23 protein-coding genes and 7 pseudogenes are annotated in these 23828 nt (G+C 68.7%); 15 read left to right on the forward strand and 15 right to left on the reverse strand.

From position 1 onward, the window contains the following. Positions 1-247 precede the first annotated feature (247 nt). Together ACFWBB_RS09860 and ACFWBB_RS09865 are read right to left on the reverse strand one after the other, a co-directional pair. Positions 248-616, reverse strand: coding sequence for an STAS domain-containing protein (locus ACFWBB_RS09860; RefSeq protein ID WP_385268994.1), 369 nt, complete (start codon positions 614-616; stop codon positions 248-250). After that, positions 613-2085 (reverse strand): PP2C family protein-serine/threonine phosphatase, encoded by a 1473-nt coding sequence (locus ACFWBB_RS09865; RefSeq protein ID WP_385268996.1) that lies wholly within the window; start codon positions 2083-2085, stop codon positions 613-615. Before ACFWBB_RS09865 ends, ACFWBB_RS09860 begins: the two co-directional genes overlap by 4 nt. Positions 2086-2513: 428 nt before the next feature. Between ACFWBB_RS09865 and ACFWBB_RS09870 the strand changes: the two genes are divergently transcribed. Further along, positions 2514-3362, forward strand: a complete 849-nt coding sequence (locus tag ACFWBB_RS09870) for an RNA polymerase sigma factor SigF (protein WP_385268998.1) — start codon at positions 2514-2516, stop codon at positions 3360-3362. 82 nt (positions 3363-3444) lie between these two features. Here the strand turns inward: ACFWBB_RS09870 and ACFWBB_RS09875 are convergent. Then, positions 3445-3813: pseudogene (locus ACFWBB_RS09875) on the reverse strand (transposase); the annotation flags it as partial. A 235-nt stretch (positions 3814-4048) separates the two neighbouring features. Further along, the gene (locus ACFWBB_RS09880; RefSeq protein ID WP_385269000.1) at positions 4049-4612 is read right to left on the reverse strand and encodes a TetR/AcrR family transcriptional regulator; all 564 of its coding nucleotides are present in this window, start codon (positions 4610-4612) and stop codon (positions 4049-4051) included. 196 nt (positions 4613-4808) lie between these two features. Between ACFWBB_RS09880 and ACFWBB_RS09885 the strand changes: the two are divergent. Together ACFWBB_RS09885 and ACFWBB_RS09890 are read left to right on the forward strand one after the other, a co-directional pair. Beyond that, positions 4809-5483: pseudogene (locus ACFWBB_RS09885) on the forward strand (SDR family oxidoreductase). A gap of 68 nt (positions 5484-5551) precedes the next feature. Continuing rightward, positions 5552-6616 carry an aldo/keto reductase gene (locus tag ACFWBB_RS09890; RefSeq protein ID WP_385269002.1) on the forward strand — a complete coding sequence of 355 codons (1065 nt, stop codon included), beginning with the start codon at positions 5552-5554 and terminating at the stop codon, positions 6614-6616. A 72-nt stretch (positions 6617-6688) separates the two neighbouring features. Here ACFWBB_RS09890 and ACFWBB_RS09895 read toward each other — a convergent pair. After that, positions 6689-7071: pseudogene (locus tag ACFWBB_RS09895) on the reverse strand (hypothetical protein). A 359-nt stretch (positions 7072-7430) separates the two neighbouring features. On the opposite strand from ACFWBB_RS09895, the gene ACFWBB_RS09900 reads away from it, so the two are divergent. Next, on the forward strand, positions 7431-7694 hold the full coding sequence (locus tag ACFWBB_RS09900; RefSeq protein ID WP_385269004.1) for a transposase: 264 nt from the start codon (positions 7431-7433) through the stop codon (positions 7692-7694). A 429-nt stretch (positions 7695-8123) separates the two neighbouring features. Here ACFWBB_RS09900 and ACFWBB_RS09905 read toward each other — a convergent pair whose 3' ends face one another. The 3 genes and pseudogenes from ACFWBB_RS09905 to ACFWBB_RS09915 all read right to left on the reverse strand — a co-directional run. Beyond that, positions 8124-8483, reverse strand: a complete 360-nt coding sequence (locus tag ACFWBB_RS09905) for a hypothetical protein (RefSeq protein ID WP_385269006.1) — start codon at positions 8481-8483, stop codon at positions 8124-8126. A gap of 363 nt (positions 8484-8846) precedes the next feature. Next, a pseudogene (locus ACFWBB_RS09910) lies at positions 8847-9170 on the reverse strand (transposase); the annotation flags it as partial. 48 nt (positions 9171-9218) lie between these two features. After that, positions 9219-9608, reverse strand: a pseudogene (locus tag ACFWBB_RS09915) (transposase); the annotation flags it as partial. Positions 9609-9618: 10 nt separating this feature from the next. On the opposite strand from ACFWBB_RS09915, the pseudogene ACFWBB_RS09920 reads away from it, so the two are divergent. Continuing rightward, positions 9619-9903 (forward strand): annotated as a pseudogene (locus ACFWBB_RS09920) (IS982 family transposase); the annotation flags it as partial. A 19-nt stretch (positions 9904-9922) separates the two neighbouring features. On the opposite strand, the gene ACFWBB_RS09925 reads toward ACFWBB_RS09920, so the two are convergent. Then, positions 9923-11323 (reverse strand): MFS transporter, encoded by a 1401-nt coding sequence (locus ACFWBB_RS09925; RefSeq protein WP_385269008.1) that lies wholly within the window; start codon positions 11321-11323, stop codon positions 9923-9925. Between the two features lie 95 nt (positions 11324-11418). Between ACFWBB_RS09925 and ACFWBB_RS09930 the strand changes: the two genes are divergently transcribed. Then, positions 11419-11997, forward strand: coding sequence for a helix-turn-helix domain-containing protein (locus ACFWBB_RS09930; RefSeq protein WP_385269010.1), 579 nt, complete (start codon positions 11419-11421; stop codon positions 11995-11997). Positions 11998-12315: 318 nt separating this feature from the next. Here the strand turns inward: ACFWBB_RS09930 and ACFWBB_RS09935 are convergent. After that, positions 12316-13325: pseudogene (locus tag ACFWBB_RS09935) on the reverse strand (IS701 family transposase); the annotation flags it as partial. Between the two features lie 444 nt (positions 13326-13769). Between ACFWBB_RS09935 and ACFWBB_RS09940 the strand changes: the two are divergent. Continuing rightward, positions 13770-14135 carry an STAS domain-containing protein gene (locus tag ACFWBB_RS09940; protein ID WP_385269012.1) on the forward strand — a complete coding sequence of 122 codons (366 nt, stop codon included), beginning with the start codon at positions 13770-13772 and terminating at the stop codon, positions 14133-14135. A 339-nt stretch (positions 14136-14474) separates the two neighbouring features. Here the strand turns inward: ACFWBB_RS09940 and ACFWBB_RS09945 are convergent, their stop codons facing one another. Continuing rightward, entirely contained in the window at positions 14475-14945 is a 471-nt protein-coding gene (locus ACFWBB_RS09945) for an ATP-binding protein (RefSeq protein ID WP_385269014.1), read from the reverse strand. 657 nt (positions 14946-15602) lie between these two features. On the opposite strand from ACFWBB_RS09945, the gene ACFWBB_RS09950 reads away from it, so the two are divergent. From ACFWBB_RS09950 to ACFWBB_RS09965, 4 genes are all read left to right on the forward strand, one after another. Further along, positions 15603-15932 (forward strand): N-acetyltransferase, encoded by a 330-nt coding sequence (locus tag ACFWBB_RS09950; RefSeq protein ID WP_385269016.1) that lies wholly within the window; start codon positions 15603-15605, stop codon positions 15930-15932. Between the two features lie 361 nt (positions 15933-16293). Further along, positions 16294-16701 (forward strand): gas vesicle structural protein GvpA, encoded by a 408-nt coding sequence (locus tag ACFWBB_RS09955; RefSeq protein WP_385269018.1) that lies wholly within the window; start codon positions 16294-16296, stop codon positions 16699-16701. Between the two features lie 534 nt (positions 16702-17235). Further along, complete coding sequence (locus ACFWBB_RS09960; protein WP_385269020.1) at positions 17236-18117, forward strand: metalloregulator ArsR/SmtB family transcription factor; 882 nt, start codon at positions 17236-17238, stop codon at positions 18115-18117. Further along, positions 18114-18716, forward strand: coding sequence for a dihydrofolate reductase family protein (locus ACFWBB_RS09965; protein ID WP_385269022.1), 603 nt, complete (start codon positions 18114-18116; stop codon positions 18714-18716). The genes ACFWBB_RS09960 and ACFWBB_RS09965 overlap by 4 nt, the downstream gene beginning before the upstream one ends. A gap of 323 nt (positions 18717-19039) precedes the next feature. On the opposite strand, the gene ACFWBB_RS09970 is transcribed toward ACFWBB_RS09965, so the two are convergent. Continuing rightward, the gene (locus ACFWBB_RS09970) at positions 19040-19468 is read right to left on the reverse strand and encodes a signal peptidase I (protein WP_385269024.1); all 429 of its coding nucleotides are present in this window, start codon (positions 19466-19468) and stop codon (positions 19040-19042) included. Positions 19469-19787: 319 nt separating this feature from the next. On the opposite strand from ACFWBB_RS09970, the gene ACFWBB_RS09975 reads away from it, so the two are divergent. Continuing rightward, positions 19788-20102 (forward strand): hypothetical protein, encoded by a 315-nt coding sequence (locus ACFWBB_RS09975; RefSeq protein ID WP_385269026.1) that lies wholly within the window; start codon positions 19788-19790, stop codon positions 20100-20102. A gap of 346 nt (positions 20103-20448) precedes the next feature. On the opposite strand, the gene ACFWBB_RS09980 is transcribed toward ACFWBB_RS09975, so the two are convergent. Next, the gene (locus tag ACFWBB_RS09980) at positions 20449-21450 is read right to left on the reverse strand and encodes a zinc-binding dehydrogenase (RefSeq protein ID WP_385269028.1); all 1002 of its coding nucleotides are present in this window, start codon (positions 21448-21450) and stop codon (positions 20449-20451) included. 217 nt (positions 21451-21667) lie between these two features. Further along, a complete protein-coding gene (locus ACFWBB_RS09985) occupies positions 21668-21826 on the reverse strand; it encodes a hypothetical protein (RefSeq protein WP_385269030.1) in 159 nt (52 codons plus the stop codon). A gap of 111 nt (positions 21827-21937) precedes the next feature. Here ACFWBB_RS09985 and ACFWBB_RS09990 point away from each other — a divergent pair, with 111 nt between their 5' ends. From ACFWBB_RS09990 to ACFWBB_RS10000, 3 genes are read left to right on the forward strand one after another with little or no spacing between them, the layout of a single operon-like run. Then, complete coding sequence (locus tag ACFWBB_RS09990) at positions 21938-22384, forward strand: SRPBCC domain-containing protein (RefSeq protein WP_385269076.1); 447 nt, start codon at positions 21938-21940, stop codon at positions 22382-22384. Further along, a complete protein-coding gene (locus tag ACFWBB_RS09995) occupies positions 22381-22749 on the forward strand; it encodes an ArsR/SmtB family transcription factor (protein WP_385269032.1) in 369 nt (122 codons plus the stop codon). Before ACFWBB_RS09990 ends, ACFWBB_RS09995 begins: the two co-directional genes overlap by 4 nt. A 13-nt stretch (positions 22750-22762) precedes the next feature. Then, entirely contained in the window at positions 22763-23245 is a 483-nt protein-coding gene (locus ACFWBB_RS10000) for a hypothetical protein (protein ID WP_385269034.1), read from the forward strand. Between the two features lie 284 nt (positions 23246-23529). Here ACFWBB_RS10000 and ACFWBB_RS10005 read toward each other — a convergent pair whose 3' ends face one another. Beyond that, positions 23530-23802 carry a DUF3253 domain-containing protein gene (locus ACFWBB_RS10005; RefSeq protein ID WP_385269036.1) on the reverse strand — a complete coding sequence of 91 codons (273 nt, stop codon included), beginning with the start codon at positions 23800-23802 and terminating at the stop codon, positions 23530-23532. Positions 23803-23828 lie beyond the last annotated feature (26 nt).

Below are 23828 nucleotides of genomic sequence, written 5' to 3' on the forward strand. Positions count from 1 at the left end.
CTCGTCATGGACTGCGTAACGACCGGACCCACGACAACGTCACCGCCAGACAGACGTGGTGTGTCGTCTTCAAGAGGTCGGACGACGCCTACCGCCCGTCGGTGAGGGGCTGTGACGGAGCGGATGAGCGCGCGTCGCGACCAGTGGTCGGTCGCGGCGCGCGCTTCGCCATGCCCCCGCGCGCCTGGCTGTACGGCTGGGCTGTGCCAGGCAAGCCCGCTGATGCCACTCCTGCGAGCGAGGGTTTTCAGGCGGTGGTGCGATCGCCCTGGCGGGCGGCGAGCGCGGCCTCGCCGCTGGGGTAGGCGGGCAGGAAGGTGTCCATCCCGGTGACGCTGAGCAGCCGGCTCAGCCGGTCGGGGATGGCCGCCAGGGTCAGGGATCCGTCGGTGTCCTTGGCACAGCGCCAGATGCCGACGAGGGCTCCCAGCCCTGAGGAGTCGCAGAACGTGACCCCCGACAGGTCGGCGACCAGGTCTGCGTGTCCGGCCGCGATGAGTTCCAGGGCGCGGGCCCGCACGGCGGGTGCGGCGGCGATGTCGAATTCACCGGACAGTGCGATCACGGCCAGGGCGCCGTCGGTGTGCGGGACGTCGATGTGGAATGCGTCGGTCATGGGCGTCGGATCTCCTGCCCGACGGAGGCGTCGGCGGGTGCGGTCGGGGCGGCGGCGCTGTGAGCGGTGGTAGTGATGCCGGCGGGAGCGGCGTCCGCGGTGGGGACGGACAGGGCCAGCAGCGCCACGTCGTCGCGTTCGGTGTCGGGGAGTGTGTCCAGGAGGGCGACGGTGTCGTCGATCAGGGCGCCGGCCCTGACCGGTGCCGGTCGCTGGGCAAGGAAGTCGGTAAGGCCGGTATCGGCGAGCATGTGGCCATCGACGGTGCGGGCCTCGGTCAGCCCGTCGGTGTACAGCAGCAGTCCCTCGCCGGGTGCCAGGTGCAGGGTGAGTGAGGCGAAGGCGGCCTCGGCGAACGCGCCGACCAGCATGCCGCCCTTGGCGCGGGCCGCCTCGACCCGTACACCGCCGCCCTCGGCAGGGCTGAGGTGGTAGGCGGGCGGGTGACCGCCGGTGGCCAGCGTGACCGTGAAACCGCCGTCCCGGGCCGGATCGAGCAGGCCGAAGACGGCGGTGCAGAAGCGGGTGCCAACCGCCGCGTCGAGCAGCAGCGCGGTGTTCAGGGCTTTGAGCGCGGCCGTGGGGTCCGCGTCGACGAGGGCTGCGGCCCGCAGCGTGTAGCGGGTCAGTGAGGTGACCGAGGCGGCTTCGGCGCCCTTGCCGCACACATCGCCCAGGAAGAACGCCCACCGGCCTCCGGCGATTGGGAAGACGTCGTAGAAGTCGCCGCCCACTTCCTGCGGGGAGGCGGTCTTGTAGTGGCAGGCCAGCTCAAGCCCGGGTACCGCGGGCAGCGCGGGAGGCACCAGGGTGCGCTGCAGGGTGGAGGCGAACGCGGCGATGGCCGCCTTGTCCCGCTCCGCACGCTGCCGGGCCTCTTCCTCCGCCTGACGCTTCTCCTGCTCGGCGCGTATCACGTGCAACGCCGACAGTCGCAGTTCCAGCTGGTCACGCACCACCGCGGCCAGGTCCCCGAGGGTGGAGGCATCGGCCTCGCTGATCTCGCGAGGGCGGGTGTCAAGGACGTTGACCGTGCCCAGGCGGTGCCCGTCGGCGGTGATGATCGGAGCGGCGGCGTAGAACCGCACCCCCATCGGGCCGGCGACCAGCGGGTTGGAGCAGGCGACCGGGTCCAGCAAAGTATCGGGGATGACGGTGGTGTCATCACTCAGCACCGCCGAGGCGCACAGGCCCGGATCCCGGCCGATCTCGCTGACACCTTCAAGGCCGTGCGCGGCCTTGAACCAGATCCGGTCCTCATCCACGATCGTCACCGTCGCCACCGGCACCTCGAACAGCCGCGCGGCCAGCGCCGCGACTCGGTCGTAGGCGCCGTCCGGCGGAGTGTCGAGAATGTCGTAACGGCGTACCGCCGCCATCCGCGCCGCCTCGACCGACACGGCCAAGGGCTCGCTCGGTGCTGTCGCAGGCAGGATCGCTTGTTCCGGCATGTCCCTCGTCTCGCTCATCCCCCCAGGAAGGCACCGACCAAACAGCCAGCACCCCGGCACCCTACCGAACGCGGCCCGGCGCACCCGATCCGACGACGAGCTTCGTAGTGCGCACCGGCATCATGGACGGCCGCCGAAGCACCGACCGCAACTGGGCGCAGTGATCGGCAAAAGAGACCTGGTCGACCTGGCCGGGGGGCAACGTCCCGCCGCTCGGACCGGCAAGACGCCGTGCGACTCGGTGTGCGCAGGGTTGAGTTCGGTTGGATGGCGCGGCTCGGTTGGATCCGCTCGCCGCAGTCGATCGAGGTCCGCTTCGGCACCTCGCGGGCGCGGGGCCGTCGATATCACGGAAGGAGTAGGCATGAAGGTGAGGGGAAGGGGTAGGCGCGGCAGTGGCGAGTCGAGGTGGGCCGGTGTCGGCAAGGCCGACAGGGGAGGGACACATGGTTACGGATACGGCAGTGACGACGGCGGATGTGAAGTGCGTTGAACTGCCGGAGGTGACCGACCCGTCGAAGGTGGCTCCGAAGGACGCGCGTGAGCTCACCCGCCTGTTCTTCCAGCAACTCACGGTGCTGGAAGAGGGCACGCCGGAGCACCAGTACGCGCGCAACACGCTGATCGAGATGAACATCTCCCTGGTCCGCTACGCGGCCTCCCGTTTCCGCAGCCGGAACCCGGAGGAGATGGAGGACATCGTCCAGGTCGGCGTGATCGGTCTGATCAAGGCCATCGACCGTTTCGAGCTCTCCCGCGAGGTGGAGTTCACCTCCTTCTCGATCCCCTACATCGTGGGAGAGATCAAGCGGTTCTTCCGCGACACCACCTGGGCCGTGCACGTTCCGCGCCGCCTGCAGGAAGCCCGCGTCCAACTCGCGCGCGCCACCGAGGAACTGCACAGCCGCCTGGGCCGCACCCCGACCGTGGCGGAGCTGGCCCAGCTGATGAACCTGGAGGAAAGGGAAGTCATCGAGGCGCGGCTGGCCTCCAACGGCTATCGCTCCTCCTCCCTGGACGCCGCCATCAACAACAGCGAGGACGGCGAGTCGTCCCTGTCCGACTTCATCGGCAACGACGACGGCGCGCTGGAACTGGTGGAGGACTTCCACGCACTCGCCCCGATGATCGCCGACCTCGACGAGCGCGCGCGCAGGATCCTGCACTGGAGGTTCGTGGAGGAACTCACCCAGGCCCAGATCGGCGAACGGCTCGGCGTCTCCCAGATGCACGTCTCCCGGCTGCTGTCACGCACCCTGGCCCAGCTCCGCGAGGGCATGCTCACCACCCACTGACACCGCCACCTCGCAAAAGGCACCTCGGGACCGTGGTGAACCCGTACACCACGCCGTTTACGGCCCACGATCTTCTTGCCGGCGTCTTGACGCTCTGCGCGTCGATGACGCAAGCCGTGGGCTCGGCAGCGCGTCCTTCCTGCTCACGGACCATTCGGTGCAGGCGGACGCCGAGTTTCTCGATGGTGCCGTCGGCGGTCCGGGCGCTGAAGTAGCTGAACACGGTGGTGTGTGGCGGGAAGTCGTGCGGAAGGTAGCGCCACGGGGCCCCGGTCCGGTTGAGGAAGAGGATCGCGTCCATGACTTCCCGCAGGTCAGTGACCTTGCCGCCGAGGTTGAGCGAGGTCTTCTGCCGCTCGGCCCGCCAGGCCGTCAAGGTCGGCTCCATCAACGCCCAGCGGGCATCGGACAGGTCGCTCAGGTAGGGCTTGCGTTGCTTCGAAGAGGCCATGAGGATACTGGCGCACGAGGTGTCCAACCGGGCATATCGCTCGATCGGGCGAGGCAAAAGCGGCGTTCAATCCCATATTCGAACCGGACAGGAGCTCATGGTGGGAATCTACGCAAACCGCAAGGCCATGTCCGTCTCGACTAGCGCGACATACTGCTTGTTCTGCCTTTATACAACTAATCCCGGCGGGTGTTGAACCCTCCCAAACAGCCACAAAAATAATGCGGACGTCCTCTCAGCGGGGCCTGAGTCCGTCAACGACCACGTCCAGCATGCGGTTTAGTTGGGGGCGCTGCTCGGGTGCGCCGGCTACGGAAAGCAGACCGGCGAGGATGCCGCCTACGTCGATCGGGTCGATGTCGCTGCGCAGTTCTCCTGCTGTGGCGCCGGCCTTGAGCACCATCGCCAGGACCTGCTGGACCTCGTCACAGACCGGTCCGGTGCCGAAGCGGCCGGAAGCGCTCATGGCGACCAGGGCCTCGCAGATGCCGCGTCGTTCGCCGGCCCAGTCGGCGAATCGGAGCATCCACGCGTGGAGGGCCTGTGCGGGCGGCTCGGTAGCCAGCAGGGTGCGCGCGTCTTCGCGCAAGGGGCGGATCTGGTCCCGGTAGACCTCTTCGACCAGATCCTCCCGGGTGGGGAAGTGCCGGTACAGGGTGGCGTTCCCTACTCCCGCGCGCTTGGCGATCGCATCCAGCGAGATCGCGCGTCCGGATGCGAAGGCTTCGGCGGCCGCGGCGATCAGCTGCCAGCGGTTGCGCTGCGCGTCGGCGCGCAGGGTGCTGCGTGGAGGTGTCATGACGTTCGCGATCGTGAGTGTCGGATGAGGCTCGGGAGCGAATTGGGGATGTCCCCGGTTCAGTGTACGGTGAGACAAGCGGGGAGGTCCCCGTTTAAGGGTAGTCTCTTGCCCACTGCTTCAGCGACGAAAGGTCTGCCATGCCCACAGCGCTCATCACCGGGGGGACGACCGGGATCGGCAGCGACGGCCGGGCTTGCTGCACGCCCGCGGCTACCAGGTCGCGGTCACCGGACAGAATCCTGATCACCTCGCACGGGCACGGTCCGAGCTCCCCGACGACGTACTCGTCGTCCGATCCGATGCGCGCGTGCTCGCCGACACCGACGCTCTGATGTCAGCGGTGTCGGCGCGGTTCAGGTCATTGGACCTGCTCTTCCTCAACGCCGGAATATTCCGTCCGGCACCGGTAGCCGATGTGACGGAGGAATCGTTCGACGAGCACGCCGACCTCAATTTCAAGGGCCAGTACTTCACCCTCCAAAAGGCCCTTCCCCTCATGAACAACGGCAGCTCGATGGTCCTGACCGTGGGCATCGGATCCCGTCGCGGCAGCCCTGGCGCCACGGTGGGGGCGGCGACACGCGGCGCGCTGCTGGCGATGCTGCCCTCACTCGCGCTCGAACTGGCTCCGCGCAGAATTCGCGTCAACGCCTTGAGCCCCGGGGTCACCGACACCCCACTGTTCGACAAGCCTTGAGTGCCCCAGAGGGGCCGGGACGCCATGCGCGCGAAGATCCCCTTCGAGCGCTTCGGATCCAGCCAGGAGGTCGCGGAAGCAGTCGTCTTCCTCGCCTCGGACGCCGCCGGCGGCTATATCACCGGCCAGGTCGTCACCGTGGCCGGCGGCTACGGGCTCGGAGCCGGATGAGCATCCACGGGCCCATGACCGGCCCGCACGCAACACACGCCAGGAACCACACTTCACAGGAGAATACGATGGCGCTCACGCTCGACACCTACCGGCAGCTGGGACGTTCCGGCCTGCGGGTCTCACCACTCGCGCTCGGCGCGGCCACCTTCGGCAACGACTGGGGCTGGGGCGCGGAGCAGGACGAGGCGCGGAGACTCTTCGACCTCTACGTCGAGCGGGGTGGGAACTTCATCGACACCGCGGTCACCTATACCAACGGCACCTCCGAGCGCATGCTCGGCGAGTTCGCCCGTAACCGGCGCGACAGTCTGGTCCTGGCGACCAAGTACACGACGCTGCGCCGGCCCGATGACCCCAACTCCGGTGGCGCCAGCCGAAAGAGTCTGTTCGGCGCGGTCGAAACCAGCCTGCGGCAGCTGAACACCGACTACATCGACCTGCTCTACCTGCACGTATGGGACTCCACCACTCCCGTGGAGGAGATCCTGCGCGGCCTGGACGACCTGGTGCGCCAGGGCAAGATCCTCTACGTCGCCATCTCCAACACCCCGGCCTGGCAGATCGCACGCATGCAGACGATCGCCGACCTGCGCGGCTGGTCGCCACTGACGGCGCTACAGCTGGAGTACAACCTGGTGGAACGCACCGGGGAGCGTGACCTTCTGCCGATGGCCCAGGAGCTGGGACTGGGAACCGTGCTGTGGTCCCCCTTGGCGGGTGGGGTCCTCACCGGCAAGTACAGCCGCCAGGACTTGACCGCACCGGCGTCCGACCAGAGTGAGAGCGCCCGCAAGAGCTTCAACCTGGCCCTGGGCGCAGTGACCGAGCGCAACCTCGCCATCGTGGATGTCGTCAAGGAGGTCGCGGCGGAACTGGGCCGGACCCCTGCACAGGTCGGACTGGCCTGGACCTTGCACAACCCAGGGGTGACCGCGCCCATCATCGGGGCGCGAACTGTCGAACAGCTGCAGGAGAACCTGGGAGCCCTCGAGGTCGACCTAACCCGGTCCCAGATGGCGTGCCTGGACGAGGTCAGCGCGATCGACCTCGGCTTCCCCCACGCCATGCTCGCCAGTGACCACATCCGCGTACAGACCCGCGGCGACCTGAAGATCCAGGCCCGCCATTGACGGACGCGCACGGGGCGGCATCTCGCCGCCCTCGTGCGCGCGGGCGGGGCCCGCAGACGTCTGCTGCTGTGATCAGGGGGTGAGGTCCAGTACGCGGACCGGTTCACCTGCCCACCGGTGCGGGGCAGTGGTCGCGATGATCGCGCCGTCCGGACGGTCCGGGGTCGGCTGCGCTGCGTACTGACTGTGTGCCGCACAGCCCAGGTCTCCAGCCGTGCGACGGCCAGGGCTGTAGCCAGGTCCAGATCGAGGACGGTGACGCCGGGAAGGGAAGCCAGGTGCTCGGCCGTGCCAGGCCGGGCGCGATCGGCTTCCACTAACGCGCACGCCGGGGCGTACAGGAACCAGCCTGATTCGGCATGGGCGCGGTGGATCAGACGGGAGGCGAGGACGTTGCCCTGGCCGGCTGCGGCCATCGCGGTGTCGTCCAGGACGATGTGCACAGCGTCGCTCACCGGCTGGTCACCTGGGCCAGGCGCCGGTCCAGCTCGCTCCCTGCCCGGCATCCACACCCGCCTGCGCGTCGAGGCCTGCTGCCCGCCGAGCACCTGGTCGACGGCGGCTACACCTCCCTGGTCCACCTGGAACGAGCCCAGCGCGAACACCAGGTCACCGTCAGCGGCCCCCTGCCGGGCAACCCCACCCCCCAGCGACGCAAGAACGAGGGCTTCGACCGGGAGGACTTCCACATCGACTTCGACCGCCGCCAGGTCACCTGCCCCCAGGGCCAAGCCAGCCGGGGCTGGCACGGCCCCTACCCGACCTCCTCGCCCACCTCCGCCCCGCTGATCGTGGCCCGGTTCACCAAGAGCCGGTGCCGCCCCTGCCGGCCCGCGCCCGCTGCACCACCACCGCCGACAGCACCCGGACCGTGGGCTTTCCCCCACGAGAACTCCGCGGCCTGCAACTCCGTGCCCGCGCCGAGCAGCAGACCCCCGAGTGGAAGGCCCGCTACGCGGTCCGCTCCGGAGTGGAGGGCACCATCAACGAGTTCGCTCACGGACACGGCAGCGCCACTGCCGCTACCGAGGCCAGCCGAAAACCCACCTGCAACACGTACTCACGGCCATCGCCGTAGACATCGAACGACTCAGCAGCCAGTCAGCGACCGAGGAACCCTCTTCACCGAGACCGCCGACCGCCTTCCAGACCTTTCTGGACCAGAACGCGATTCCCCGGTCAAAGTCCTGGCGAACCCTCGGCAGCTGAGCCCGACCATCCAAGATCCCTGACAGAGTCAAGTTAGTCAGCCACCCCCGCGCAGCGGGGGAACCTCAGGCTCGTTCCACAAGGGACACCTGCTTCGGCTTGGCCGCCCGCTTCCTTCGGCTTCGTCTCCCAGCGGGCCGCCGTACCGGCCCGCGCCTTCTTCTCGCACTCGGGATGTACCGGCTTGCCCCGGCTCGCTGCTGCGGTGTCGGCCTTGCCGTCCCAGCACCAGACTCTGACCTGGCCAACGTGGTCGATGTACAGGCAATGACGGCATGGCTACCGACGGGCCGGACCGTCACCGGTGCGCTTCGTCGGGCGCTGGGCGGTCCGGTTCGTTTAGAAGCTCACTGAGCCACTGCAGCCAGGCGCCGGCGATCAGCCCGAGCGGCGCGGCGGCGAGGGCCGTCCGCCGTACCAGCGCCTTACGATCGTCCTCGCCTGTCGCACGTGCCGCCAGGTCGCGATAGCGCGCCCTTTCCGCGCATGCCCAGTCCGCCGCCGCAGCCTGATAGTCGTCCGGTCCATTCAAAAACTCGGGTACAGGGACGACGGGTGGCGGAGCGCCCTCGGGGTTCACCGCCTTCAGGTACAAAATTCGCAGATCCAAGGTGGCGCTCTGCGGATTTCTTTTCGCAATCGTGCCCAACTCGGTCAACTGATTGACTCCCACTCTGTGACGGACATCCCCAATGTCGTCCCTGCGGATTTCGCCACGATGCGCGAAAGCAGGCCGGCCAGACGCCCGCAGCTGCAATTTACATATTCCCTTCGGACCGGACTCCCGGTTTCTCCGCTGCCTATGGCAAGTTATGGGTTGCCGGCATCGCGCGGCTGTCATCCGGCTACCACGGCGTTAACCTCGAAGTTTCGTGACGGTCCGCCGACGGAGTCGGTGGACCGTTTTCGTGCCGTGTCCTGAGGCTGTGCAGGCCGAAGACTCGAATGTCGCCTCGGGATGGCGCCGGATTCCACTGCTCCGGGTGTCGAGGTGCTGTCGAAGGGACGGGGAATCTGCTGGTCAGCCAGGGTCGGGCAGTTGGGTGAGCCGGTCGAGGGCTACGGTGATGTGACCGGTCCAGGGCCAGTGCCGGGCCAGGCGGAGGATCCGCCGACGGCCGGTGGTCACGAGCTGTCCGGCCGCGGTGAACAGGCGGAGCCGTAGTCGGCGGGGCTCCCAGAGCCGGGCCGGGCCGGTCAGGGCGAGCCTCGGCATCCAGGCCAGCAGGTCGAGAGCGATCTGCACGATCTCCAGCCAGATCCGGTTCTGGGCCGTGCGGTGCAGGGGGCAGGCTGTCTGCGTCTCGCGCCCGATCCGAGCGATCCGGTCCGGGCTCAATGCCCGCTCTTTCATGGGCACTTGGGCACTCAATCGCTCACCTTAGACAGTGTCCTATGTGGTGAGGCGGAGGAGGCGCTTGTAGCAGTACAGGGCGGCGGCGAGACCGAAAAAGGTCAGGTAGTTGCGGGGATTTCGTTCGTAGCGGGGACTGAGCCGGCGGTAGCCGGACAGCCAGGAGATGGTCCGCTCGATGACCCACCGGCGGCGGCCCAATCGTTCGCTGGACTCGAAGCCTTTGCGGGCGATGCGCACGCCGATACGCTTGCCGCGTAACCATTTCCGCAGCTGAGGCACGTCGTATGCCTTGTCTGCATGGAGCCGTTGGGGCTTGAAGTGACGGCCGCGGTGGGGGTCGTGTCTCGTTTGGTGACCGGCCACCATCGGCTTCAGCCCTTCGCTGTCGTGGACGTTCGCGGCGGAGACGCCGACGACCAGGGGCAGTCACCGCGTCTTCGAACGGCAGCTCGCCGGACTCGGCGTCCGGTTGCTGAGGCCGGCCCGCAAGGGCGAACCCGAGCGGGCCGGAGCCGAGCTGTTCAAGCCCCTGCGGCAGCTGATCGAGTCGGTCAACCAGACCCTCAAAGCCCAGCTGGACCTCGAACGCCACGACGGCCGCACCCCCGGCGGAGTGGCCGTCCGCGTCCTGCAACGCCTCCTGGCCCTGACCACGGCGATCTGGCACAACCGCCACACCGGTGGCCCGGTCATCCGCTCCCTGACCGCCTACGACCACTGACCTTGGAATCAATCATCTACTAGGGGGTGTCGGCGGCCGCCGGCTGCGAGGCGCGGGCCACGACGAAGAGGAAGAGTCCGCAGGCCGATACGAGCAGCCATCCCGGATGCGACGCCGCCGCGAAGCCGGCGGGGCCGGTGCCGGCGACCAGTCCCCCGGCGACAGCGATACCGACCGCCGCACCGATCTGACGGGCGGTGGAGGTGATCGCCCCCGCCACACCGGCCCGGGTGGCCGGCAGACCGCTGACGGCGGTGTTGGTGAGAGGGGCGTTGGCGAAGCCGAATCCGATGCCGATCAGCAGGTGGGCGAACAGGATCAGCGGCACGCTCGTGTCCTGGTCCAGACGCGTCAGGCACAGACCTCCGGCCACGGTGAACGCACCCGCGAGAACCAGCGGACGCCTCGGTCCGAGGCGTCCCACCAGGTTGCCGGACCAGGGCGCGCACAGAGTGGCCCCCAGCGCCATGGGCAGGGTGGTGGCGCCGGTCGCGAGCGGAGTCCAGCCCCGCGTGTGCTGAAAGTAGAGGGTGTTGAGGAGGAGACTCACGTTCAGGGCGACGAACACCGCCATGGCCCCGAGCACCGCCGTGGCGAAGGGTGGCCGGCGGAACAGGCCCAGGTCCATCAGGGGTTCCTCACGGCGCAGTTCGACCATGACGAACGCGGTCGCCGCGGCCATGGCCAGGGCGTAGCCGATGAGGGCCGTCGGCGAGGCCCAGTCGATACGGGGTCCTTCGATGAGGATGCCGACGACGAGGCAGAGCACCACGGTGAGGAGCGTCTGTCCGGGCCAGTCCAGACGCCTGGCGCGCGCAGCGCGGGACTCCGGCACGAACACGGCGACCAGGACGAGGGCGGCCACGATGACCGGCGTGTTGATCCAGAACACCGAACGCCAGCCGAACGCGGCGATGAGTGCCCCGCCGATGACCGGACCCGCCGCCATGCTGAGCCCGAAGACCGACGCCCACACGCCGATCGCCCGAGCCCGCTCCCGCCGGTCGGGCATCGCGTTCACCACGATCGCCAGGGCCACGGGACTCAGCATCGACGCCCCGGCCCCCTGAACGGCCCGCGCGGCGACGAGCACACCGAGCGAGGGGGCGAGCGCACACGCGAGGGAGGCCAGGCCGAAGACGACCAGCCCGTACCGGAAGACCCGGCGGCGCCCCCATCGGTCCGCGAGCGCCCCGGAGACGACGAGGAGACTGGCCAGGACCACGGTGTAGGCGTCGACGACCCATTCCAGATCATGGGTGCCCACACCGAGACCATGCCCGATCTCCGGCAGGCCCACGTTGACGATGGTGGTGTCGACACCGACCAGGAACATGCTGAACGCGCAGACGGCCAGCACCGTCCAGCGTCGGCGCGCACTCAGCGGTGCGGGCGGAGCGGCCAGGGATTTCGTGAGCACGGGGGGGCACCTTTCGTACGGGATCGGGCGCTCTCAGACTCGGGCCGGGAGCGGGGCAGGGCCCAGAAATTTTGCGAAGACCGCAAAATGACCGTATGGACCCCGAACTCGCAGAACTCATCCACAGCATCGGGCCACGGCTGCGCGCCCTGCGGCACGACCGGGGTCTCACCCTCGACGTACTCGCGCGCGACACCGGGATCTCCGTGAGCACGCTGTCACGCGTCGAATCGGGTCTGCGGCGCCCGACACTCGACCTCCTCATCCCGCTCGCCCGGGCCCATCGCGTGGCGCTGGACCAGCTGGTGGCTGCCCCGGCCACCGGCGATCCCCGGGTCCACCTCAGGCCCAGGAGCCGGGAACGCGGAAACATCGTCGTCCCGCTGACGCGGTACCCGGGTCGCGTCCAGGTCTTCAAGCAGGTTCTCGCTCATCGCGAACCGAAGCTGGTGACCCACTCCGGCTACGAATGGCTCTACGTACTCGCCGGTGAACTTCGCCTCATCCTCGGACAGCGCGACACCACCCTCCGGCCCGGCGAGGTCGCCGAGTTCGATACCAGCACCCCGCACTGGTTCGGCCCCGCCGGCGCCGAAGCGGTGGAGATCCTGCACCTGTTCGGGCCCCACGGTGATCAGGCCGTCATCCGCACCGACCCGACGGCGGACAGCTGAGCCCCCGGCGGCAGACGTCGCCCCGCACGGGGTGCCGTTCCGTGCGCGTACCCGGAGGCCGTCGAGACGGCGCACGCCGACTTCGCCGCCCTCCAGCAGTGCGACCACGCCAAGTAGTTACAGTGCTACACGCCATCTGGAGGTAGCTATACGAGAACAGGGTCTTGATCCCCGTGGGTCAAGGAAACCCAAGGTCCTTCAGTTTGAACCCACGGGGCCACCGGTCTGCTTCAGGTCGGTAGACCCGTGGGTTCGGTTGGAACACGAGGATGCTGTGCAAGCCGAAGAGCTTCGGCCGTGACATCGGCGTCGATCTGCGAAGTCGGTGGGTGCTTCGGCGTCCTGGGGCCATTCGCCCAGCAGCGCCACGTCGAGCAGGACGCCGTCCCAGTGGCCGCGCCGGGCAGTGGCGGCGGCCTGGGCCAGACGGCGGGCCCGGACCCCGGCCGGCCGCACCCGCAGTGCCAGAAAGCGCGAGCGCATCGGCCCGCGTGAGCCTTCACGCCAGGTCACTTCGCTGAACGCCTGCCGCCCGTGGCCGGCCGCCAGCGCGGCCACCGGGGACGGCTTGTCGCGGTAGCGGGGCTGCGGCCTGCGGCCGGTGCCGGACCACACGGGGGCGGTGGGCTGCACGTCGTACGGGTGGACCGTCACGTCCGAACGGACCGCCACGACATAGCCGATACCCCGCTCACTCAGGCCGTCGTGGAAGTCGGCGTTCTGGCCGTAGCCGGCGTCGGCCACCACCACAGGCGGCACCAGACCCCACCCGGCCAGCTCGTCGAGAATGTCCAGGGCCAGGCGCCACTTCTCCCGGTGCCCGACCTCCTGCGGTATCCGGTCTTCTGCCGCCGCACGGCATCGTCCGCCCACTCCTGCGGCACGAACAACCGCCACTGCAGCGGACAGGACGCGGTGTCGGAGACCGCGTGCACGCTCACCGCGACCTGGCAGTTGGCCTGCTTGCCCAGCGCCCCGCAGTACTGGTGCGCGACCGCCACCGACATCCGGCCGTCCTTGGGGAACGACACGTCATCGACCGCCCAGGCATCCGGGCCGATCTGCGGCACCATCCGCTCCGCAATCCGCCGCCGCACCGGCACCGGATCCCAGGTCGACTGGTTCACGAACTGCTGCAGGTTCTGCTCGTTGCCGTCCGGCAGCCGTTCCGCCATCGGCTGGATCGACTTCCGCCGTCCGTCCAGCATCAGTCCCCGCAGATAGCAGTCGCCCTTCGCCCGCTGATCCTTGCGCGGAACCGACGAGAACACGTCAGCCACGAATAACGCCAACGTCACCCGAGCACGGTTCACTTCATGGGCGTCCACACCCCCACCATGCCCTCAAACAGGACCGCAAGACAGACCTAACGGAGTCCTACCAGCCCGTGTACCGGGGGCGACTTCAGCTGGTCGGGCAAGGCGGCAGTCACCGTCCGAGCCGCCATATGCGACGGCACCAGTTCCACCAGTGGCTTCACCGAGGTACTGCTCACCGACTTCACTGCTCGGTACTGCGGGTACTGCGGACTTCACTTACGGGTACTGCCACTGCGGTAGCACTGCCCGGCAGTTCGCGTCTGCCGGGCCCTGCCATCTCTCTGGCTAGGGGAGAAACCATAGCCACGACACCACCCAATGTCTACTCTCGCCAACATAGATTTTCGGATCTGGATCGGTGAGGTACGGTGTTGTGCGGCGAAGGAGGGCGACACCTCGGGACCGAATCCCCCCGCTCGCCTCAGGCACGCCCCAGGAGCAGTCGAGGAGACGGTGACCGACATCCAGAAGGAAGACCGGCCAGGCCGGTTCTCCGTCCAGCCCGAGGTGGTCGACGGCGTCCTGGTCGTGACCGTGCACGGCGAGATCGACCACGACGTCAAGGACGTCCTCAGCCAGGCGCTGACCTCGGAGGAGGGCACGACGCCGCCTCGGATCGTGGCCGATCTCAGCGGTGTGACCTTCATGGACTCCAGTGGGATCAACGTCTTCATCGCCGCCCACCAGCGAGTGAGCCAGACTCAGGGATGGCTGCGCATCGCCGGCGCCCAGGAGTCCGTCGTGCGTCTGCTGCAGATGGTCGGCGTCGACACCTTCATCCCATGCCATCCCACAGTCGAGCGGGCTCTCAACGCCTGACGGCACAGGCCGTGAGGACGGTGGTGGCTGTGACGACGGTGGTGGCTGTGATCGGGGGCCGCCTTCACGGCCTACGCCGTCAATCCGGTCCCGCTGAGCCGGTTGGGCCGGTTGGGCCGCCCGGAGTGGTCGCCGAATCTGTGCTCTTCCTCGCTTCAGCGCAGATCAGCTGCGCCGCCGGCACCTGACTCGTCATCGACGGCGGCCTCAACCAGGTTCTGCGCCGGGACACGGCCTGGAAACGGCGAACGACCGGGACCACTGCAGTGATCCCGGTCCTTCAGCAGCCAGAGGCCGAGCGAGGTGACGCACGACGACCTGACCACCTGGATACTCGGCTCAGCGGCGGGCGGTGTCGCTGCTGGATGTGTCGGACAGGGCGATACGGGCGGTGACGCGTTTGCCGACCGGCTGCTGCTCGATGAACAACTCCTCGGTTACAGCCTTGACGATCTCCAGACCGTGCTGGCCGATCCGGCCGGGATCAGCAGCCCGGGCAACGGGAACGGTGGGGTCGCTGTCCCACACGACGACGTCCACGACGTGGGCGGTAATGCGCAGTTCCATCAGGACGGGCCCGGGTGCGTACTTGCGGGCGTTGGTGACCAGCTCGCTGACCACCAGCTGGGTGAGGTCTCGCGCGCGGCCGGACACGGCCAGGTCATGGTCAACGTGGGCCCGGTCAAGGAAGGCGACGGCGTGGTGACGGGCCTCAGCGATGCAGCCACCGTCTCCGCCCAGCGCATAGCCCGCTTGCATCAGGTACTCGTCCGGTGCCTTACGGCCGTCATCGTCGGCATGCGATTCCACGTGTTCGCCCTCACTCCCCCCCACTCCACGCGCGCCACTACCCGCGATCACGCCACACATGCCATACATGCGGCCGTGATCGCCTGACCCGCCTCGCACCCCTCGCACTTCCTGCGTCTGCTGGACGATGCCCGCCTGGACGACGGGCGCGCGGCCCGGGCGCGGGCGGCGGCCCTTCGAAAGGGCGCTCGCCGCCCTGGGCCCGGCTGCAGAAGGTGGATGGCTGGGTAGATCCGGTCGATCGGGACGTGGTGCCGCGAGCGGCCCACCATCCGTGCGGGGCAGCGACACCAGAAGGCAGGCGCTCGAGCTCGGTGCTGGAGAAGCCGGCTGCCTGGCGCGGAGCGCCGCAAGTGTCGTGCGCGCGAAGTGACGCGTTCCTGGTGTCGTGACATGAGGCTCGAGGATCGGGGCAGGCGCGATGGAATGCAGGGAAACCAGATGTATGCCATGAGTGACGCACACGGCCGACCTGTACGGGAAGGCGCCTCACAGCGGCGGGCCGAGGGAAGGCATCGGCGCCCTGGACGACGAGCGGGCCGGTGGCATCGCAGGCTTCTGGCCTACCGCGGCGTCGAGCTGCTCCCCTCGTCCGCTCTGGAGGGCGCGGGTGAGAAGTGTCTGCTACTGGTACACATCCGCAAGGTGATCGGGCGAGTGACCTATCGAGCCTGCGACGAGTGCGCCGAGGGTCTGATCACCGAGGTCGTCCTCGACGAACCGTTCCGCGACTGTGGGCTGGGCACCAGGGCGCTGTCGCACCTGCGCTCCCAGCATCCCGGCGTCACCTGGCACACCACGCTCGAGACTCGCCTCACCCGCGATCTGCTGCGCCGGATGCGCATCCCCAAGGGGGCCGTGGGAGCGAACTGCACCCACATTCGACCTGCCGTCGCCACCCCTGCCACCCCTGCCACCCCTGCTGCCTCTGCTGCCTCTGCTGCCTCTGCTGCCTCTGCTGCCTCTGCTGCCTCTGCTGCCAATTGAGCAGTACCCCAGCGGAACGGTCTTGCGCTGGGGGCTTGACGGTCGGAACGTGGTGCCTGCGGCAAAGAAGGCTGTGTGGCTGAACGGTGCGGCTCCCCATCGGGCCGGCCGCGACGATCACCACCGTGAACAGACGATCATCCAGCGTGCGCATGAAGGCGCACCACCGCACAGGTGGACGGTGGATGTCGGCGTCGGCGTCGGCGTCGGCGTCGGCGTCGGCCGCAGGGTCACGACGCCTGGGACCGGCACATGCGTTTGCTGGCAGGTGGCGGGGCTACTCGCACCCACGAGCCTGCGTCGCAGCGAGGGACAGCGTCGACGGGACCATGCAGAGACAGATGGCAAGGGGTTGGTCGTGATGACCGTGGCGACACAGCAGGGTGGCGGGGGAGGTTCCAGTGGCCTCTACGACGTGCTGGAACTCATTCTCGACCGAGGGCTGGTGATCGACGCGTTCGTGCGGGTCTCCCTTGTCGGTATCGAGATACTCAAGATCGACATACGGATCGTCGTCGCCAGCGTCGACACCTACCTGCGCTTCGCCGAGGCGTGCAACCGCCTCGACCTGGAGGCGGGGCCGCGCAGGCCGGCAGGGCTTACCGAGCTCACGGGGCAAGCCACTGAGTCCGGCGCCCGCGGCAAGACCAAGGGAGCCCTGTCCGGCGCCGCCGAGACGGTCTCCGACGCCTTCCAGCAGGGCCGTGACGAGGGCCGGGAACGTCAGGGCGCACGGCCGGCCGCGCGCAGGAGGGAGACAGAGCGATGAGCACCCACGGATACGGAATCAGCCGCGCCTGACACTCCTCACTCGCTTCAGGTCAATGCCAGATGTTCGGATCATGCCGGTTCACCCCTCCGTCGGCTCGGACCATCCGCCGCAGCCTTGACGGCAGGAACCCCCACGCAGGGGCTTCGACACCCCGACACTCAGAACAGTCCCGGCCGCGCCCACACTTCGCGGTGAGCGATCTCCACTCAGCCGTCGGTACAAACCGAACAGGCGGATTGCTGCGGATTGCTGCGGCGCGCCGCCGCCTTGCACAAGCGCCGCACGATGACTCGGTCCCGCCACAGGGCCCTGCTCAGCGCCCCCTCCCCTGGCGAGCTGGAGCAGTAGTGTCACCGGACGAACGAACCGACCCGAGCAGCAACGGGTCCGCCATCCGTTGAGCGCCCTGCGCCGTCTGGCCTGCGGGCGGAGGTGTCTTCGGTCTCCATTACTCCAGCACTCCAGCACTCCAGCAGCCTCGGCTGAAGTATTCCTTGACACGAATATTCTCTGCCAGGAATACTCGTCGTCATGGACGCACGGGACGCACTCCTCGCCGCACTGGCCGACCCGACCCGCTGGCGGCTCGTGAGCCTGCTGGCCGAGCGGCCCCGCCCGGTCGGCGTTCTCGCTCAGCTCGCCGATGCACGCCAGCCGCAGACGACCAAACACCTGCAGACCCTTGAGCGCGCCGGCGTCGTGACCTCCCAGCGCACCGGTCAGCGCCGGATCTATGCACTCGAGCCCGGTCCCCTGCGGGACCTGGCAGCCGCGCTGACTCGTCTCGCCGACACCGCAGACCAGGTCGACGGCCCGCACGCGACGTATGACCGCTACGGGCTCAGTCTCCGCGCGGAGCGACTCACAGCGGAGGGGGCGGGGTGGGCGGACGGCCGCTCGTTCAGGTTCCACCGGTCGCTCACGGCGGACCCCGAGCTGGTCTGGCACCACCTGACCGAGGCCGTCCTGCTCGCGCGCTGGTGGACCCCCGAGAACCTGCGCGTCTCCGAACTCGTCTTCGAGGCGCGACCGGGCGGGCTGATCGTCCAGGAGTACCGCGACGCCGAGGACGCCGACGACTCCAGCCCGGTCGCCGGGCGCGCGGAGGGGGTCGTCGACGACGTACGCCCCGGCGAGCGTCTCGCCTACCGCCTCTCCCCGCTGCTTCCCGACGGCAGCGTCGCATTCACGGCCCACGTCGACACGGCCCTGCGGCCCGCCGACGCGGGCACGGACCTCGACGTCCACTGGCGAATCACCGACAGCACGGTCGACTCCGCGGACTTCGTCGCAGGCATCGAGATCGGCTTCGGCCAGAGCCTCGACAGACTCGCGGCGACCTTCACAGCGGACCCGCACGACACCGACAGCACCGACAGCACCGACAGCACCGACACAAGGGGTACGCAATGACAGAGCAGAGCACCGGCCGCCGACTCGTCACCAACATGGCCCTCTCCCTGGACGGCCACTACGCGGCGCCCGACAACCCCCTGGACATGAGCTGGGTGATGCCGTACGCCATGACCGACGTCGCCCGCGACCACCTGACCAGCCTCTGGGAGCCGGCGACGACGGCCCTGCTCGGGCGGGTCAACGCCGAGGGGTTCCTCGGTTTCTGGCCCAGCGTCATCGGTATGGAGGGTGCCGACCCGCGCGACGAGGGCTTCGCGAAGTGGCTCGTCGAGACCGACAAGACGGTTCTCTCCTCCGCCCTCGACAAGGCGCCGTGGGAGCGGACGACGATCGTCAACAAGCCGACCGTCGAGGCGGTCGCGGATCTCAAGGCCACCGAAGGGGGCGACATCCTCGTGCTCTCCAGCGCGAGCGTCATCAAGGCATTGCTTGCGGCAGACGAGGTCGACCGGCTGGCGCTCACGATTTTTCCGGTCTTCCTCGGCGGCGGGCCGCGCCTCTTCGACGACGGCCTGCCCACGAAGCGGTGGACGCTCGTCAGCCAGACCGCGGGCGAGCACGGCACGTTGGCCCTCGTCTACGACCGGGTCCGCTGATCCAGCCGAACAGCTCAGCGGCACGGCCGACTGCCACCGCCCACCAGAACACGGGACTGGCGGTGTCGGATCCGAGTTCGGCCAGGGCTCGCTCACATACGCGGCACAGGTGTCGCGGTCGTCGGAGCCGGCTGCGACACCGCTCCCCGCCTGTACCGCCTACGCGGGTGCGGACCGTCGTCGTACGTCGCGACGGGTGGTCAGCGGCAGCGTCCTTCGAGAACCGCACCTTGCCACTTACCGAGCAGTACTCGGACAACACAGAAGATCGTTCGCACCCGCCGCCGCGCGTTGGTCGCCCACTATGACAAGTTGGCAGTCCTCTACGAGGTCACCGTGTTGGTCGCGGTCCTGAACGGATGGCTTTGACCAGCAGCGGAACCGTCCTCGTCGATCACCGTGTAGCCGGGGACAGAGGGCCAGCGGACTGTCAGCACCACGGACTCTTCTTCCGCGGACCAGGAGTGGTCAACGCTTCGGCCCCACACGACGTAGTCCCCCTGCTGAGCCAGGAGAACGCTGCGGCCGGGCAGTTCCACCCGGAAACGCCCGCTGATGAGAACCAGCAGAGCGGTGCGTTCTTCGCCGGTGACCCACTGAGCCCGCTCAGCACCCTGCGGGTGGATGCCCCATTTGATCTCCACGGCCTCGCTGTGGCGCAGATCGGAGGCGTCCTTGAAATGCCCTAGCAACCACCCTCGGTCCAGTGCCGCGTCCCTGCCCGCATTGCCCACATACACGCTGTCGCTCATGGCTCCGCAAGGTAGCAGCCGGCCGCATCAGCACTCACGAGAGCGACTATCGCCAAGCATTTCGCGACCCGGGTCAGCAGCGGGTCACTCTGACTGGGCTGAGCGAAGCGGCCGCTCAGGAAATACGCGAACGGCCGATTCGGGTCCCGCCACCGCCTCAGCGTGAGCTCGGAACGCCCAGCAACCCGGCGTCAGCAGGAGTAACGAAGTGACTGCTCAACGGCCGTGATACCCCGTCAGTAGTCGTCCGGCGCCTTCGGCATCTCAGCCACATGTTCGTTCGGCAGCCGTCGGTAGACCTGGATAGGCTCCCCTGCCCATGAACGCCGTACAGCTGTGGAAGCGGGTGCGCCGGGCGGACAAGCCGACCGCTGTCATCGTAGGGATGGGGAACCTGCTGCTGTGTGGCATGCTCCTCCTGATGCTGATCGGCGGAACGCTGATCTTCGAGGCCACCACCCGGGAACAGGAAACCGCCGCTCAGCGTCTCGCCGGCCAGATCTTCGGCTACTGGCTCGTAGGCGGACTGATGTTGTTCTCCGTGCTGGGTATGACGCGGGCCTTGTTCAGCCACCTGGCCACAATGTTCCTTCCGCCCGTCGTACTGATCCTGATCTTGGCGTTCTTGATGTGAGGCGCGGCACGGGATCAATCAGACGCCGAGTATCCGAAGTGCTGCCGGCGCTGGACCACGGGCCGCCTCTGAGCGCCGGAACGGCCAACCGAACAGCTCGGACGCCGACGGCCGTTGCGCTCCACATGTCTACGGAGGGGCGCGCGACCTGTGGCCGGTGGTGCCGCGCAGGGCGCCCAAGTGCGTCAAGAGGTCCCGTTTGCCCGGACGCGGCAGGACCAGGGAGAAGCCGAGCCGAGATATCGGCGGCAACATCGCCTCCAACCGCTCCCACCGGCTGGGCCGCCAGACGTCCACCAGCCACGGCGAGGTCGCCCCCGGCCTTGATCAACACTTCACACCAGCGCTAATGCCGGACGCGCACGACGAGTTTGCCAATGGCGCGGTCGTGCTCCATGTCGTCGTGGGCCTGCGACACCTGTTCCAGGCCGTCGTAGACGCGGTGCACGGGGAAGGCCAGCCGACCGGCCGCGACCGCGTCGAGGATCTCCTGGAAGACTTCCCGAGGCAGGTCGGCGGCATCGCCGAAGTAGCCCGCCAGGCGCACCCCCTTCGGCAGGTACTCGTTCGGGGAGAAGTCCCGCACCGTCCACTGGTTGGAGAGGCTGCCGCCGAAACAGGCCGTGCCGTGCACGCGCACCGCGCGCAAGGTGTCGGGCAGGGTGGGCGTGCCGACGAGATCAAGGGCGGCGTCGACGCCGTCCGGGCACAGCTCTCGTACGGCGGGCGCGATCTCGCCGGTGTCGAGCAGAGGGTGGTCGACTCCGTGCTCCTTCAGCGAAGCGAGACGGCCGGCCCGCCGGGTGGTGGACAGCACCGTGGCGCCACGCCATGCGGCCAGGGCGGCGGCGGCCAGGCCCACCGAAGAGGTGCCGCCGCGGATCAGCACGGACTGACCGGGCTTCAGGTCCAGCCCGATGGTGAGCGAGCCGTAGGCGGTCTGCACCATCTCCGGCAGGGCGCCCAGCACTTCCCAGGGCAGGTCGGTGTCGACGGGGATGACCTGGGACAACGGCACGGACGTGTATTCGGCATAGCCGCCGTCGAAGGTGCGCCCCATGTCCCCCATCATGGCGACGACCTTCTGCCCATGAGCCAGCCCGCTGCCGGCCGGGGCGGCGTCGACGGTGCCGGCGGCCTCGATACCCGGCACCCGGGGAAAGGTGACGCCCACGCTCACACCCAGCCGAAGCTTCAGCTCCGAGCGGTTGAGGCCGAACGCCTCGACGCGGATGCGTACCCAGCCGTCCCTGCCGGACGGGAGCGGGAGGGTGGTCAGCCGCAGGTTGTCCGCGGGGCCGGGGGCCGCGAGCCGGACGGCGCGCATGGTGGTCGGCGGGGACGTCATGGGCCTGCCTTCTTCCCGGGTAGGAGAGTCGGTCAGCGGTGCTCAACACGCAGTCGCTGCCGCTTCATTCCCGACTCGCCCGGTACTCGCCCCGGTTCTCTGCCTGTTGAGACCGCAGGGCGCTACGGACTTCGGCGTCGTCCAGAACCTGCCGGGGGAAGCCGCAGCGCACGGTTGCGGCGGCGCCTCGGCCCCCGCCTCGGTCGGTCCTGGGGTTCTACTGCTGGCTGCCCAGGTCGTCGGGCGCTGCCTTCTGCTCCCGGTCGGGGATGGCGCGGCGGTGGGCGTCGGCTTTCCGGGTGAGGGCGGGAGGCGGTCGCGCTTCTCCGACGTGCCGCGTGCCCAGCCATATCGCGGGACCGGTCGCCCGATCCACCGAGATGCAACCTTCGGGTTGCACCTCGGGACCCCATGTGCAACTCTGAGGTTGCACCCGATGCACCCGATCGTCACGATGCACCCGATGGTCACGATGAAGGAGCCCCTGATGAGCGAGGACCGGATCGAACGCGAAACCCTGATCGCGGCACCCCTGGAGCGGGTCTGGTCGCTGGTGGCCCAACCCGGGTTCTGGGTGGCCGACAAAACGAGCCTGCCCGGCACCGTGGCCAAGGAGGGCGAGTCGATGGTGGCGAAGAACGCCGAGCACGGCGACTTCCCGGTGCGCGTCGAGAAGGTCGAGCCACCGACGTACCTGTCATACCGGTGGACCAGCGCGTTCCCCGGAGAGGAACTGCGCGAGAACAACAGCACCCTCGTGGAGTTCACGTTGACCCAGGAAGGCGACAAGACCCGGCTCCGCGTCGTCGAGAGCGGGTTCGCGGCGCTGGCCGGGTCCGAGGAGCTGCGCAGTCAGAACCTCAAGGACCACAGCCAAGGCTGGCCCCTGGAGCTCGGCGCGCTCAAGACCCGTGCCGAACAGCCCTCCACGTGACGGAAGAACGTCCCGGCGCCGCCGAGGTCATCGACAGCGTCCTCGGTGCGCTGGCCGACCCGACGCGGCGTCAGCTGCTGGAGCTGCTCGCCGCACAGGGTGAGGCCACTGCCACGACGCTCGCCGAGCGACTTCCCGTCTCGCGGCAGGCAGTGGTCAAGCACCTCGGCGTCCTGGACGCCGCCGGGTTGGTTTCCGGCGGCCGGGTCGGACGCGAGGTCCGCTACACGGTGCGGCCCGCGGCGCTGGACGCGACGGCACAGTGGATGGCCTCACTCGCGGCCGACTGGGACCGGCGATTGGCACACATCAAACGCGTCGCTGAGGCTGCGGAGCGGCATTCGGATCCGACACGCCCCGACTGAAGGAAAGCACGCCATGGACGCGACATCACTTCGCAGCGCCTACGAGAGGCTGCTCGACGCGGCGGCCCTTCCCGACCTCGGCAACGCGGACGACGGAGGGTGGAACGCCGACCAGATACTGGCTCACCTTCTCAGCGTCGACGCCTCGATCGCAGCAGTTGCTCTGGGCGTCGTCGCCGGCTCTCGGCCCACTTTCGACAACCGGATCTGCCTCGACACCTGGAATCTTGAACGAATCGTCGCCGAGCACTCAGGCCGAGCGGACCTGGCTGATCATGTCCGGAGCCAGGCCGGCGTCCTGTGCGACATCGCCGACCGGCTCAACGAGGAAGCCGCCTCGGTTCTGGTGCCGTCGCTCCTCCTGTCCGATGACGCACTCGTGCTGGACCGGCCGGTTCCGCTCGCAGGCCTCATCGATGGCCTCGCCGAAGACCACGTACCCGTGCATACGCAACAACTCCTCGATCTTCGCGTCGCCGTCCCCGGACACGCCTGAAAGGCTGCGAAGGACGCCGGCCGTGAGCAAGAACCCTCCAGTCGCTGGTCACGAGAACTACGTGAGCGCGCGGGGCCCGGACGGCCGGGTGGGAGGAAGCGCGGCCACCATGCCCACGACCCGGCGAGAACCCAGGTTCAGGCTTGAAGGGCAGATCTCCAGACCGCGGGCTCCCGGCCGGTGGCGTACAGCCTGTCGCCGCCGCGTCGGTACCACCCCAGGACAGCCCGGGACACCTCAGGACGGAACCGGTCGGCGGCCCGGGAAAGCCCACGCGGAGGGTGTCAGCGGATGCGGCGGATGCGGATCGGACCGCGGGCCTCTGCCGGCTCGACCGGACGGCCGGCCTGCGTGATCTCCACCTCGCCGGCCGTGACCAGCCGCCGGGCCGCGCGGCGAGCCGGTTCCATGAACGCGCGCCAGCCGTCGTCGTCCCCTTCGTACACCGCCCGCGCTGCATCGGAGGGGCAGATCGTCGCCGTCGGCCCGCGTCGCTCGAGCAGCTCCAGGATGGCCCGCTCCAGGCGCCGGTCCGTCTGCCGTTCGGTGTCCGTCACTCCCCCAGTGTCCCGCCACTGACGCG

It is taken from the genome of Streptomyces sp. NPDC060000, from assembly GCF_042737375.1.
In the GTDB taxonomy this organism is placed as follows: domain Bacteria; phylum Actinomycetota; class Actinomycetes; order Streptomycetales; family Streptomycetaceae; genus Streptomyces.

What these genes read in the sequence shown, in the direction of transcription:
- ACFWBB_RS09955 (WP_385269018.1), top strand. Translation starts at nt 16,294, where the DNA reads ATGACCGTGGCGACACAGCAGGGTGGCGGGGGAGGTTCCAGTGGCCTC.
- ACFWBB_RS09965 (WP_385269022.1), top strand. Translation starts at nt 18,114, where the DNA reads ATGACAGAGCAGAGCACCGGCCGCCGACTCGTCACCAACATGGCCCTC.
- ACFWBB_RS10000 (WP_385269034.1), top strand. Translation starts at nt 22,763, where the DNA reads ATGGACGCGACATCACTTCGCAGCGCCTACGAGAGGCTGCTCGACGCG.
- ACFWBB_RS09870 (WP_385268998.1), top strand. Translation starts at nt 2,514, where the DNA reads ATGGTTACGGATACGGCAGTGACGACGGCGGATGTGAAGTGCGTTGAA.
- ACFWBB_RS09980 (WP_385269028.1), bottom strand. Translation starts at nt 21,450, where the DNA reads ATGACGTCCCCGCCGACCACCATGCGCGCCGTCCGGCTCGCGGCCCCC.
- ACFWBB_RS09865 (WP_385268996.1), bottom strand. Translation starts at nt 2,085, where the DNA reads ATGAGCGAGACGAGGGACATGCCGGAACAAGCGATCCTGCCTGCGACA.
- ACFWBB_RS09970 (WP_385269024.1), bottom strand. Translation starts at nt 19,468, where the DNA reads ATGAGCGACAGCGTGTATGTGGGCAATGCGGGCAGGGACGCGGCACTG.
- ACFWBB_RS09975 (WP_385269026.1), top strand. Translation starts at nt 19,788, where the DNA reads ATGAACGCCGTACAGCTGTGGAAGCGGGTGCGCCGGGCGGACAAGCCG.
- ACFWBB_RS09880 (WP_385269000.1), bottom strand. Translation starts at nt 4,612, where the DNA reads ATGACACCTCCACGCAGCACCCTGCGCGCCGACGCGCAGCGCAACCGC.
- ACFWBB_RS09990 (WP_385269076.1), top strand. Translation starts at nt 21,938, where the DNA reads ATGAGCGAGGACCGGATCGAACGCGAAACCCTGATCGCGGCACCCCTG.
- ACFWBB_RS09960 (WP_385269020.1), top strand. Translation starts at nt 17,236, where the DNA reads ATGGACGCACGGGACGCACTCCTCGCCGCACTGGCCGACCCGACCCGC.
- ACFWBB_RS09930 (WP_385269010.1), top strand. Translation starts at nt 11,419, where the DNA reads ATGGACCCCGAACTCGCAGAACTCATCCACAGCATCGGGCCACGGCTG.
- ACFWBB_RS09860 (WP_385268994.1), bottom strand. Translation starts at nt 616, where the DNA reads ATGACCGACGCATTCCACATCGACGTCCCGCACACCGACGGCGCCCTG.
- ACFWBB_RS09890 (WP_385269002.1), top strand. Translation starts at nt 5,552, where the DNA reads ATGGCGCTCACGCTCGACACCTACCGGCAGCTGGGACGTTCCGGCCTG.